Annotated in this window: 11 protein-coding genes; 8 read left to right on the forward strand and 3 right to left on the reverse strand. The window is 71.8% G+C overall.

Annotation, left to right across the window (positions count from 1 at the left end; translation table 11 throughout):
• Positions 1-60 precede the first annotated feature (60 nt).
• The 3 genes from OHS59_RS05485 (at position 61) to OHS59_RS05495 (ending at position 3,280) form a co-directional block, all read left to right on the forward strand.
• Positions 61-1,911, forward strand: coding sequence for a hypothetical protein (locus tag OHS59_RS05485; protein WP_328492259.1), 1,851 nt, complete (start codon positions 61-63; stop codon positions 1,909-1,911).
• Between the two features lie 96 nt (positions 1,912-2,007).
• Positions 2,008-2,421 carry a hypothetical protein gene (locus OHS59_RS05490; RefSeq protein ID WP_328492260.1) on the forward strand — a complete coding sequence of 138 codons (414 nt, stop codon included), beginning with the start codon at positions 2,008-2,010 and terminating at the stop codon, positions 2,419-2,421.
• A gap of 31 nt (positions 2,422-2,452) precedes the next feature.
• Positions 2,453-3,280: a hypothetical protein gene (locus tag OHS59_RS05495; protein ID WP_328492261.1), complete on the forward strand. Its 828-nt coding sequence runs from the start codon at positions 2,453-2,455 to the stop codon at positions 3,278-3,280.
• Positions 3,281-3,322: 42 nt separating this feature from the next.
• On the opposite strand, the gene OHS59_RS05500 is transcribed toward OHS59_RS05495, so the two are convergent.
• Both OHS59_RS05500 and OHS59_RS05505 read right to left on the reverse strand, forming a co-directional pair.
• Positions 3,323-4,792, reverse strand: coding sequence for an FAD-binding protein (locus OHS59_RS05500; RefSeq protein ID WP_328492262.1), 1,470 nt, complete (start codon positions 4,790-4,792; stop codon positions 3,323-3,325).
• Between the two features lie 107 nt (positions 4,793-4,899).
• Positions 4,900-5,955: a LacI family DNA-binding transcriptional regulator gene (locus tag OHS59_RS05505; protein WP_328492263.1), complete on the reverse strand. Its 1,056-nt coding sequence runs from the start codon at positions 5,953-5,955 to the stop codon at positions 4,900-4,902.
• Between the two features lie 168 nt (positions 5,956-6,123).
• Between OHS59_RS05505 and OHS59_RS05510 the strand changes: the two genes are divergently transcribed.
• The 5 genes from OHS59_RS05510 to OHS59_RS05530 all read left to right on the forward strand — a co-directional run bounded on the left by OHS59_RS05510 (position 6,124) and on the right by OHS59_RS05530 (position 11,581).
• Positions 6,124-7,281, forward strand: coding sequence for a Gfo/Idh/MocA family protein (locus OHS59_RS05510; RefSeq protein WP_328492264.1), 1,158 nt, complete (start codon positions 6,124-6,126; stop codon positions 7,279-7,281).
• A 73-nt stretch (positions 7,282-7,354) separates the two neighbouring features.
• Positions 7,355-8,029 (forward strand): formylglycine-generating enzyme family protein, encoded by a 675-nt coding sequence (locus OHS59_RS05515; protein ID WP_328492265.1) that lies wholly within the window; start codon positions 7,355-7,357, stop codon positions 8,027-8,029.
• 453 nt (positions 8,030-8,482) lie between these two features.
• Positions 8,483-9,886 carry a Si-specific NAD(P)(+) transhydrogenase gene (sthA, locus tag OHS59_RS05520; protein ID WP_328492266.1) on the forward strand — a complete coding sequence of 468 codons (1,404 nt, stop codon included), beginning with the start codon at positions 8,483-8,485 and terminating at the stop codon, positions 9,884-9,886.
• Between the two features lie 147 nt (positions 9,887-10,033).
• Complete coding sequence (locus OHS59_RS05525) at positions 10,034-10,654, forward strand: L-threonylcarbamoyladenylate synthase (protein WP_189768828.1); 621 nt, start codon at positions 10,034-10,036, stop codon at positions 10,652-10,654.
• Between the two features lie 111 nt (positions 10,655-10,765).
• Positions 10,766-11,581: a sulfite exporter TauE/SafE family protein gene (locus OHS59_RS05530; RefSeq protein WP_328492267.1), complete on the forward strand. Its 816-nt coding sequence runs from the start codon at positions 10,766-10,768 to the stop codon at positions 11,579-11,581.
• 30 nt (positions 11,582-11,611) lie between these two features.
• Here OHS59_RS05530 and OHS59_RS05535 read toward each other — a convergent pair whose 3' ends face one another.
• Positions 11,612-12,274, reverse strand: a complete 663-nt coding sequence (locus OHS59_RS05535) for an NUDIX domain-containing protein (RefSeq protein ID WP_328499062.1) — start codon at positions 12,272-12,274, stop codon at positions 11,612-11,614.
• Between the last annotated feature and the right edge of the window lie 45 nt (positions 12,275-12,319).

Below are 12,319 nucleotides of genomic sequence, written 5' to 3' on the forward strand. Positions count from 1 at the left end.
CGGGCAGGGTTCCTCGTCCACTAGCTTCCTTCTCCTGCACCCCAGGGACAGAGGAGCGACGTGGCCGGAGTGAGCCTCCCGGAACATCCGTACCACCGCACGGAGGCGACCCGGCTGCTGTGCGCCGGCACGTACCAGGACGTCGGCTTCCGGCGGCGGGTCATCGACGAACTGGTGGTGCACCAGGAGCGCCCCGTGGCCCCTCCGCTGGGGGTCGACGTGCTGCCCGTGCTGGCGCACGCCGTGCGGGCCACCCGGCAGGAGTCCCGTACCGCCGCGCTGATGCTGGCCGCCTGGCTCGGGTTCCTGCTGTCCGACGTGGTGATGTTCTGGGACAGCGTCGCCGACCGCTGGGGCGAAGGGGCCGATGTCGGCTTCGGTGACGTGTTCACCGCCTTCTACGCGGGCGACGACAGGCTGACCGCCGGGATGCCCATGCCGTGGTCGCAGTTCTACGCGTTCGTCGCCCTCGGCCTCTGGTTCGCCCACTCCGTGCGCACGCAGAGCGCCCAGGGCCGCCGGGAGGGCCTGCCCGATCCGGTGGCGCGGGCCACCGTCGGCTTCGGCCGCATGGTGACCGGGTGCGCCGCGCTGTTCGCCCTGTCCTACTGGTGCTGGTTCGTGGCCGGGGTGCTGGACGGCGACGTACAGACGCCCTACCCGTTGCTCTTTCCGCTGCTCATCGCCCTGATCGCCTGGTGGCACGAGACCACCCGGCGCAGGGCCCTGTGCCGCTGGCTGTCACGCTGGACGTTCCCGCGGACGACCCAGCCCGACCTGCCCGCGGGCCCGTTGTACGAGGACCTGGTCGCCAGTGTCAGCCGCGAGCAGAAGGCCGCGCTGACGCTCTACGAACCGGACAGTCCCTTCGTCGGGATGGGCGCGCCCCGCCGGGCCTGGTCCTTCGCGATGGAACTGCGCAGGCGCGCCGGGGCACCGGCCGGGCCCGGCGCCCCGGACGCCGGTTCCCCCTCCCCCGACGGCTCCCCGGTTCCGCACCAGAGCCGCGGCCCGCTCACCGCCGAGGGCGCCCTCGCCATGATCGAGCCGCAGCTGGTGCGGCTGCGCGAGGCCGCCGCGCTCACCGGGAAGGACCGGCTGCGCGAGCTGGAGATCGACCGATTCGTCTACCTGCCGGGCGGTGTCGGCCGCGACGAGGAACTGCACCTGGGCGGCAGCTCCGACGTGAACGCCGTACAGGCGGCCGGACAGCGGAACGGTGCGGGCCGGTCCGTCTACGACCCCGTCCAGGTCGCCGCCCATCTGGCGGAGGCCGTCGACGAGGGCGGCGAGGGACGACGCGTCTTCCTGCGGGTCCGTATCGGCGCCTGGCACGAACAGGTCGTGGTGACCGTCCTGGTCCGTGTGCACACCCAGGGCGGCATGCTCGTGCTGGAGGTCGTCCCGTACGTGCTCGGCCCGGTCCGCAAGGACTTCGGGGATGTGGACGCCCTCGTGGACAAGCTGCCCGAGACCTGGGCGGGCGGTGCCCTGCGTGCCCTGGGCAACGGTCCCGCGACCGGTGTGAGCACCGCTGTCGGCGCGCTCAGGACCATCGTCGGGGAGATCACCACCGGCTGGTCCGACCGCGAGACCACACCCGACGTGCCCCGCGTCTCGCTGCGTCAGCTGGCGAGCACGACCGGTCTTTCGCCCTTTCAGGAGATGGACGTCACCCGGTACGTCAAGACGGTCCAGGAGCGCATCGTGAACGGCATGCGCGAGGCGCTCCGGTCCCACGGCTACCGGACCGACCAGTTCGAACAGCACGTCTACCAGCTCAGCGGCGGAAGCGTCTTCGTCCAGGACATGTCCGGTGGCGCCGTCGCCACGGGCAGCCACGGCAACGCGACCGCGCACAACAACGCCCCCGCGCAGGCGAACGGCACAGCGCCGCGCACCGGCGCCTAGACACCGAACCCGGAGCCCACAGGCCGGCGCCCGGAAGCCGGCAGGCATAACCCCGAAGACCCGAAACCCGGCCAGCGGATCCCGAGGAACCAGCACATGAACGACACAGGACATCCCACCGGCGGCCGGCCCGCGCAGGACGGCGGTTCCGGCAGCGTGAACATCGGCTCCATGAGCGGCGGTTCGATCGCCACCGGCAGCCACGGACACGCGACGTCCGTCAACCGCACCGCGGCCGAAGCCGCCCCGCCGCACGAAGAGCTGCTCCAGGCCATTCGCGCCCTGCGCGAGGCCCTGCCCGTGCGGGAGCGCAGCGCCGAGGACATGTCCCTCGACGGAGAACTGGCCGACGCGGAGGGCGAGATCGTCCGCACCGGAGCGGCTCCCCCGGAGCGCCTCACCCGGCTGCTGGTGGGCGTCCGGGGCTGGCTCGGATCGCAGGGCGCGGCCGTGGGCGCGATCGCCTCGGCCACAGCCGTCGTCCAGGGCATCGCCCAGCTCCTCGGATGACCGGCGCGACGGCGACAGGGAGGACCGCGGCATGAGGGTGTTCGACACCGAGCGGCAGGAATGGGCCGGGGCCCGGCGCGAACGCCTCTTCCACGCCGACCAGTACCTCGACGTACGGCGCCAGAAGGCCATCCGGCAGCAGACGGCGATCGTGCTCGCGGTCGCCGGCCTCACCTTCGGCGTCTGGGCCCTGGCGTGGAAGGACGAGCCGGAGCCCTACCGGGACCCCGCCGCCACCCGTTCCGACACCGCGCAGGAGACCTCGGGCGGGGTCGCGGACGGCGTCCCACCGGATCAGTCCTCCGACTCGGACGCCGATTCCGATTCCGGCTCCGGCGAGGCCTCACTCGGGACGTCGGCGGCGTCGCTGCCCGCGGGCTACGAGTCCCAGCAGGACGTCGAGGGCTTCCGGGTGGCGCTGCCGGCGGGCTGGGAGCGTGACAGCAGGTCGTCGCGGTACGGCATCGACGTGGTCGACTACCGCAGTACGGACGGCACCCGGCGGCTCCAGGTGTTCCAGGTCCTGGAGACCTCCCCGTACGAGTCGTTGCAGGCGGCGCAGGCGGAGGCGAGGAAGCTCGACGGGTACGAGCCGGTCTCCCTCTCGGAGATCCCAGGCGACGAGGGGCGGGCCGCCGAACACGAGTACCGCACGGACGAGGTCGCGGGCGAGCAGGGCAGCGGTGGCGGCACCCGGCATGTGATCGACCACCGCTTCGAGGCCGCCGACGGCGAACGGTACGCGCTGGTCGCGTACGGCTCGGACGCCGACGGGCCGGACGACGAGCGGGAACTCGTGGACACGGCGCTGCTGTGGTTCTGCCCGCCGGGCGTGCGGTGCGACACGCCGGCCGGCTGAGACCGGTCGACGATCCGGGACCGGTCGACTGTCCAGGACCGGTCAGAAGACGCCCTGTCCCGGGGCGAGGACGCCGCGCGGGTCGTACCGCTTCCTCGCGGCGGCCAGCCGGGGCCAGGCAGTGCCGAAGTGCCGCCGCCAGGCGGCCTCGTCGAAGGGCACGGAGCCGGTCGGGTACCACGTGCCCCCGGCCTCGCGGACGAGCTCGTAGGCGGACCGGTTGGCGGCCAGCAGGCGTCGGACCGTCGCCGGGTCGCCGGGCGGTGCGGTCCGCAGGACGGCCAGCAGGTACGGCACCGGGTCGTCGGGCATCCGCAGAAGCGGGGTCCGCAGGCGCTCACGCACCAGCGGGTACAACAGCACCACGCCGCCCGGCCCCAGGTCCGCCGGGGTGAGCGCGTCCAGGATCCCGCCGGCGAGGTCGGCCGCCGCACGGCCGGGCAGCAGCACGTCGAGCCAGGGGTGCGCGTACGCCCACAGCCCGGCCTCCTTGAGCGCCGCGACGGCGGGCGCGAGCCGGTCGAGGAAGTCGTCGTACGCGAGATCGGTGATCTCCGCACCGGCCGGGTCGTGCCGCAGACCGCGCAGCAGCGCCGTGTCGTCGGGGGCGTCCCCCGCGGGCGGTCCGTAGGCGACGGCCTCGATGGCGTACCCGCGGAAGGCTCCGGAGGCGTCCTCGGTGACCAGGCCCTCGACGTAGTCGAAGCGCCGCTGCTCGGCGAGCAGGCGCTGGTCGTCGAGGAAGGTCCTCAGATCGGCGTACGGCAGGAGGTAGTGGCGTACGTTCTCGGGTGCCCGGACCAGCCGGACGGTCGCGCCGACGATCACGGCGCACTGGCCGAGTCCGGCGAGCACCGCGTGGAACAGGTCGCGGTGCCGGGTCGGCGAGCAGTGGGTCAGCTCCCCCGCGCCGGTGACGACCTCCAGTTCCAGGACGGTGTCGACCTGGGCTCCGAAGCGGTGGGTCTGACCGCCGAGGCCGCCCACGGACAGCGTGCCGCCGACGGAGAGTTCGAGGTAGTCGGTGAAGACGGGAGGTGTCAGGCCGTGCGCGAGTGTGGCCCTGGCGACCTCGCTCCATCTGGCCCCGGCTCCGACCCGCACGCTCGTGCTGCGTGGGCCGACGGGCCGGACGGTGGCGAGCGGTGTGGTCTCGACGACCAGGCCGCCTTCGGCCTGTGCCTGGCCGTTCGTGCCGTGCCCCTGTCCCCGGGGTGCGACCGGGACGCGGTGCCGGGCGCAGAACCGCACCATCTTCACGACGTCGTTCACGGAACCCGGTCGCAGCACCGCGGCCGGGCGGCGGTGCACGATGTGCCCGAAGTCGTCGGCGGCGGCGCTCAGCGAGGCCTCGTCGGTGTGGAGGCTTCCGTCCAGCTCGGGGACGTCGTGCAGCGGACGGTCCGACGCGGTGGCCGCCCAGCTCCGGGTGAGGGGGTCGAAGCCGATCACGGCGGTCCCGACGGCCGCCAGGCCACGCAGTGCGGCCCGCCGGGGCGGTGTGCGGGACATGCGCTCCTCCAGGGGGAAGGATCCGATGAACCGTGCAACAGGCGCCCACTCTAGGGCGGTTGGGGCGTACGTGACACCGCGCCGCTCCCGGTCCGCGCCCCTCGCTCTCAGCTGTGCCGCCGGTCCTGCGAGGGTGCCGCGGTCGTGCCGCGCACTTCGAGGACCGGTGTGCTGAGGACGACCTGGGCGGGGCGGGCGGGGTCGGTGATGCGGTCGAGCAGGCACTGGGCGGCGCGGCGGCCGACGTCGTGGCCCGCGCTGTCCACGGTGGTGAGCCAGAGGTGGCGCAGCCGGGCGAGGTAGGTGTTGTCGTAGCCGACCAGGGAGAGGTCCCGGGGCACCTGGAGGCCGAGTTCCTCGGCGGCCGACAGTGCGCCGACACAGGCGATGTCGTTGAAGGCGAACACGGCGGTGGGCCGCCGGGCGGCACTGAGCAGCCGGACCGTGGCCCGGTAGCCGCCCTCCTCGGTGAGGTCGCCCTGCTCCACGACGGCCGTGTCGGCCAGTCCGTGTTCGCGCATGACGGTTTCGAAGCTGCGGCGCCGTAGTTCGCCGACCATCCCCTGCCCGGCGATGTGGGCGATGCGCCGGTGGCCGAGCCCGATGAGGTGTTCGGTGGCGAGCCGGGCGCCGTACTCGTCGTCGTTGGCGACGATGTCCGCGCGGGGCAGCACCGGCTCGCGGGCGCCCGCGACGACGGTCGGCAGCCGCCCGGCCGCCGTACGCAGCATCCCTGGACCGGGCAGCGTGCCGACCGCGATGAGACCGTCGACCCGCAGGTCCGTGAACATCCGGGTGAGGTCCTCGCCGAGCCGCCGGTTCAGGTGGCCGTCGGCCAGCAGCATGTGCAGGCCGTGGGCGTCCAGGAGGGAGTTGAGTCCGTCCAGCAGCTCCACGAACCAGGGGTTGCGCATGTCGTTCAGGAGCACGCCCACCATGGGGGTGCCCCCGGACCGGGCGTGGTCGAGGGCCTGCGGGTGGGCGCGCCGCTCGCTGAGGCTGCGCGCGGCGGCGTTGGGCCGGTAGCCGAGCTCCTCGACGGCGGCCAGGACGGCCTGCCGCCTCTCGGGGCGCACCCGGTCGGAGCCGCGCAGTACGAGCGAGACCAGGGATTTCGACACTCCGGCCCGCTCGGCGACATCGCGGATCGTCGGTGGCCTCATGAAATAGACCGTTCCACAGGACGCGATGGAAAGTCAAAGGGGTTGACACCTGCTATGACGGCCTCCAGTGTGATCCGGAACGACCATGGACCGATCCAAAAGCAATCCAAAAACAATCACAAGAGCAGTCACAAGAGCAATCCGAAACCGATCCGAAGAGGGACAGTCATGGGGAGTACGCTCGGCGTCGCCGTCGTGGGGTTCGGCTGGATGGGGCGGGTGCACACCCAGGCGTACGCACGCGTGCCGCACCACTTCCCCGGTCTGTCCGTACGGCCCGAACTGATCGCCGTCGCCGACGAGGTGCCCGGCCGGGCCGAGGAGGCCGCCGAGCGGTACGGCTTCGCCACGGCGGCCCGGGACTGGCGGGAGGTGGCCGCCGATCCCCGGGTGCAGGCGGTGAGTGTCGCCGCCCCGAACTTCCTGCACCGCGAGATCGGTGTCGCCATGGCCGAGGCGGGCAAGCACCTCTGGATCGAGAAGCCGGTCGGCCTCACCGCCGGGGACGCGCGGGCCGTCGCGGGCGCGGTCGCCAAGGCGGGAGTCCAGGGCACGGTCGGCTTCAACTACCGCAACGCGCCTGCCGTCGCGGCCGCCCGCGAGCTGGTCGCCTCCGGCGAGATCGGCACCGTCACCCACGTCCGTATCCGCCTCTTCAGCGATTACGCCGCCCATCCCGAGGGCGCCCTGACCTGGCGGTACGAGCGTGAGCGCGGCGGCAGCGGAGTGCTGGGCGACCTCGCTTCGCACGGCGTGGACCTGGCCCGCTTCCTGCTGGGCGAGATCTCCTCGCTGACCGCCGACACGGCCGTCTTCGTCCCCGAGCGGGCCCGGCCCACGGGTGCCACCGCCGGCCATGCCCGTTCCACCGGGGGCGAGTTGGGGCCGGTGGAGAACGAGGACTACGTGTCCTGTCTGCTGCGCTTCGCCTCCGGCGCCCGCGGTGTCCTGGAGGCCTGCCGGGTCTCGGTCGGCGAGCAGAACAACTACGGCTTCGAGATCCATGGAACCAAGGGGGCGGTCTCCTGGGACTTCCGTCGTATGGGTGAACTGGGTGTCAGCCGCGGCACGTCGTTCCAGGACCAGCCGGTCAGCACGCTGTATGTCGGCCCGGGGCACGGCGAGTTCGGCGCTTTCCAGCCGGGCTCGGCCAACAGCATGGGGTACGACGACCTCAAGGTGATCGAGGCGTACAACTTCCTGCGCTCCATCGCCGAGGGCACGCCGTACGGCGCCACGCTGGAGGACGCCGTCCACAGCGCAACTGCCCTGGACGCCATGGCCCGTTCCGCCGAGCTGGGCACCTGGGTGAGTCCGGGGGACTGAGTCTGGCATAAGCCCGCGGTACGTGCCGCCACGCGCCGCGGGCCCACCGGTTCGTCAGTAGGATTGCCTGCTCATGGACACACGCCAGGTGAACGAGATGATCGCTGTCCCGCCGGGGCAGGTCACGCTGTCGGACCGGCGGACGCGGCGCAGTTGGTCGGTCGAGCTCGCGCCCTACCGGCTCGGGGCCTTCCCGGTCACGCAGGCGCTGTACGCGCGGGTCTCAGGCATGCGGCCGAGCACGGCCGACGGGGACCAGCTGCCCGTCGAGGGCGTCTCGTGGTGGGACGCGGTCCGGTTCTGCAACGCCCTGTCGCGGCGGGAGGGGCTCACCCCGGCCTACTCCTTCCACGCCGACGGCGAGGGCATCGACTGGGACACGGCGGCGGACGGCTACCGGCTGCCCACCGAGGCCGAGTGGGAGCACGGGTGCCGTGCCGGTACGCCGGGGCCCCGGTACGGGCCGCTCGACGAGATCGCCTGGTACCGCGACAACTCCCAGGAACGCGTCCACGACGTGGGCGGCAAGCGGCCCAATCAGTGGGGGCTGCACGACATGCTGGGCAATGTGTGGGACTGGTGCTGGGACGTCTACGACGCGGAGGTCTACGGCGGTTACCGGGTTCTGCGGGGCGGGGGCTGGTTCGACGAGCACTGGAGCTGCCGGGCGTCCGTCCGCCGCCGCAGCCACCCGGGCTACCAGGTCGACGACGTGGGCTTCCGCGTCGCACGCTCCGTCACACACTGACGTTCAGCGCTGACGCTCGGCCCTGACGCTCAGCCCTGACGGCTCGGCCGCGGTCGTCGCCGCACGGGCCGTCACGCACGGACGGATCGGTTGCGGTCGGCGCTGCACCGCGGGGCAGTAGGGGCTGAGCACGCGCGGTTCCCCGCGCCCCTAGGGGACGAGGGCGGACGAACCCTGCCCCCACCGGCCCGCCCTGCAGGGACGCGGGGAACTGCGCACAAGCCCCGCAGGGGCTTCCCAGGCGCGCGAGGAACTACGCGACCCCACCCCACCGGCCCGCCCTTCAGGGGCGCGGGGAACTGCGCACAAGCCCCGCAGGGGCTTCTGAGGGTCGCGGGGAACCGCGCACTCGCCCCGGCGGTCCGCAGCGCACACGCGACGGCTCCGCCCCTCCCCCGGCCCGGAGTGCAACTCACCCTTTCGGGGGACCGCCCCGGCTGACAGACTCTGCAGGTGCGCGACTTCGACTTGCTTGTCATCGGATCCGGCCCGGGCGGCCAGAAGGCCGCCATCGCCGCGGCCAAGCTCGGCCGCCGGGTCGCCGTCGTCGACCGCCCCGACATGGTCGGAGGGGTCTCCATCCACACCGGGACCATCCCCTCGAAGACCCTGCGCGAGGCGGTCCTCTATCTCACCGGTCTCACCCAGCGGGATCTCTACGGCCAGAGCTACCGGCTGAAGGAGGACATCACCGTCGCCGACCTGACCGCGCGCACCCAGCACGTGGTCGGCCGCGAGGTGGACGTCATCCGCAGTCAGCTGTCCCGCAACCACGTCTCCCTGTTCGCCGGCACCGGCCGCTTCGTGGACGACCACACCGTCGCCCTGCGCGAAGTGACCGGCAACGAGAAGCTGTTGACCGCGGACACCATCGTCATCGCGACCGGCACCAGGCCGGCCAGGCCCGCGACCGTCGAGTTCGACGAGCTGACGGTCCTGGACTCCGACAACGTTCTCAACCTGGAGCGGGTGCCCCGCTCCATGGTCATCGTCGGGGCCGGCGTGATCGGCATGGAGTACGCCTCCATGTTCGCCGCCCTCGGCAGCAAGATCACCGTGGTCGAACAGCGCCCCGGGATGCTCGACTTCTGCGACGTCGAGGTGATCGAGTCGCTCAAGTACCACCTCAGGGACCTCGCCGTCACCTTCCGCTTCGGCGAGACGGTCGCCGCGGTCGAGCGCCACGCGCGGGGCACGCTCACCGTCCTGGAGAGCGGCAAGAAGATCCCGGCGGACGCCGTGATGTACTCCGCGGGCCGGCAGGGCCTCACCGACGACCTCGACCTCGACAAGGCGGGCCTGTCCGCGGACAAGCGCGGCCGGATCAAGGTGGACGAGCACTACCGCACCGAGGTGCCGCACATCTACGCCGTCGGTGACGTCATCGGCTTCCCGGCACTGGCGGCGACCTCGATGGAACAGGGGCGTACGGCCGCGTACCACGCGTGCGGCGAGCCGGTGAACCGGATGCACGACCTCCAGCCGATCGGCATCTACACCATCCCCGAGATCAGTTTCATCGGGAAGACCGAGGACCAGCTCACCGAGGAGCGGGTGCCGTTCGAGGTGGGCATCTCCCGCTACCGCGAACTGGCCCGGGGCCAGATCATCGGCGACTCGCACGGCATGCTCAAGCTGCTCGTCTCCCCCGACGACCGGAAACTGCTCGGCGTGCACTGCTTCGGCACGGGCGCCACCGAGCTGATCCACATCGGGCAGTCGGTGATGGGCTGCGGTGGCACGGTCGACTACCTGGTCGACGCGGTCTTCAACTACCCGACGCTCGCGGAGTCGTACAAGGTCGCCGCGCTCGACGCCACGAACAAGATTCGGCAGATCGACCGGCTCAGGGACTGAGGCGGTCGATCCGCCCTGCGGGCGCCGGGTGCGGTTGTGTGTTCGGTGCCCGCAGGCGGGGGTTGCTCGCGCCCCGCGGCGCAGCCGCAAGTGTCACAGCCTCGCGCCCCTGGCAGGGCGCGGGCGCGAGGGGCATAAGCTCGGCGGGTGGCAAAGTACTTCGATGTTCATCCCGAGAATCCTCAAGCGCGGACCATCACCCAGGTCGCCGACTCCATCCGGGCAGGTGCGCTCGTCGTGTACCCCACGGACTCCTGCTTCGCGCTGGGGTGCCAGCTGGGCAGTCGTGACGGCATCGACCGGATCCGCTCCATCCGCCGGCTCGACGACCGGCACCACTTCACGCTCGTGTGCCAGAACTTCGCGCAGCTCGGCCAGTTCGTGCAGGTCGACAACGACGTGTTCCGTGCCATCAAGGCGTCCACGCCCGGCAGCTACACCTTCATCCTTCCCGCGACCAGGGAAGTCCCGCGCAAGCTGCTCCACCCGAAGAAGAAGACGGTCGGGGTCCGCATCCCCGACCATGTGGTGGCCCAGGCCCTGCTCGCCGAGCTCGGTGAGCCGCTTCTGTCCAGCACCCTCCTCCTGCCCGACGAGGAGGAGCCGATGACGCAGGGCTGGGAGATCAAGGAGCGCCTCGACCACTCGGTCGACGCGGTGATCGACTCCGGTGACTGCGGCACCGAGCCGACGACGGTCATCGACTTCTCCAGCGGCGAGGCCGAGATCGTCCGCAAGGGCGCCGGCGACGTCTCACGGTTCGAGTGACCGGTCGCCGGGCTGCGGTACGGCGCCGCTGCGCACCATGGTGCGGCGCCCGCCGAACTGTCGGCCCTCTAACGTCGGCTTCATGACCATCGATGCGGGGCGAGGCGACGCGTGACGCCGTGGGAGGCCGTCGCGGTGTTCGCCGCGGGCGTGGCAGCCGGCGGGGTCAACACGGTTGTCGGTTCCGGGACCCTGATCACCTTTCCCGTGCTGCTCGCCACCGGTCTGCCGCCTGTCACCGCGACCGTCTCCAACGCGCTGGGCCTGGTCCCCGGCGCCGTCAGCGGGGCCTTCGGCTACCGGAAGGAACTGCGCGGCCAGCAGCGGCGCATCCTGAAGCTGAGCGTCGGCGCCCTGATGGGCGGCTTCACGGGCGCCGTGCTGCTGCTGGCCCTGCCCGCGACGGCGTTCGAGAAGATCGTGCCGGTCGTGGTGGCGCTCGCCCTGGTCCTGGTCGCCTTCCAGCCGCTGATCACCAAGCGACTTCGGCGCCGCCGCACGGAGGCTCGTTCGTCGTCCGCGGGACCGCCGGGGCCGGTCGTGCAGTCCCCCGCGCCCCCGACGGGGCGCACCGACGGCGGCCCGCTGCTCTTCGTCGGCCTGACCCTCGCGAGCGTCTACGGCGGCTACTTCGCGGCGGCGCAGGGGATCATCTACATGTCGCTGATGGGCGTGCTCCTGGACGAGACGATGCAACGGCTCACCGCCGTCAAGAACGTCCTCGTCGCCGTCGTCAACACCGTCGCCGCGACCTTCTTCCTCTTCGTCGCGGACTTCGACTGGACGGCCGTCGCGCTGATCGCCGTCGGCTCCGCACTCGGCGGGCAGCTCGGAGCCGCGGTCGGCCGCCGCTTCAGCCCGCTGGTCCTGCGAGCCCTCATCGTGACGATCGGCACCGTCGCCCTCGTCCAGCTGCTGCTCCGCTGACCGCCTCACGCGTCTACGGGACGGCGGGACTCACTTGCTGAACGGTCCCTCCAGCGCCGCCCACTGCAGCAGCATGATGGTCTTCGCGTCGGCGATCTCGCCGCTACGGATCATGCCCAAGGCCTCCCTGAAGGGCAGTTCGACGGTCTCGATGTCCTCGCCCTCCTCGTCGAGGCCACCGCCCTCGTGGGTGCGGGTGGCCGGTCCGTAGGAGGCGGCGTAGAAGGTCACGCGCTCGGTGACCGAGCCCGGGCTCATATAGACGTCGAAGACCCGCTCGACCTCGCCGACCGTGTGCCCGGTCTCCTCGATGACCTCGCGTCGTACGGCGACCTCGGGGTGCTCGTCGTCATCGTCGAGGAGACCGCCCGGTGTCTCGACGAGCATGCCGTCGGGGTGTCCGTTCACGTACACGGGATAGCGGAACTGCCGGGTCAGCAGCACGGTCTCGCGTTCCGTGTCGTAGAGCAGGATCGTGGCGCCGTTGCCGCGGTCGTGCGTCTCGCGCTCCTGGGTGGACCAGGTGCCGTCGGCGAGCTGGAGGTCGAAGGTCGTGGTGCGCTCCACGTACCAGTGGCAGGACAGCAGGGTCACGTCCCGCACCTTGACGCGGGGGTTCCCCGTCAGGTCCAGGCCGACCCGGTCGAGTCCGGTACGGCCCCTGCGGTCGGGGGTGTCGATGCCCGCGGTCATCGTGCGCCGGCCGGGGAGGAGATGCGGGTGGAACAAGTGGTCATG

Origin of the sequence: Streptomyces sp. NBC_00414 (genome assembly GCF_036038375.1) — a bacterium.
GTDB lineage: Bacteria > Actinomycetota > Actinomycetes > Streptomycetales > Streptomycetaceae > Streptomyces.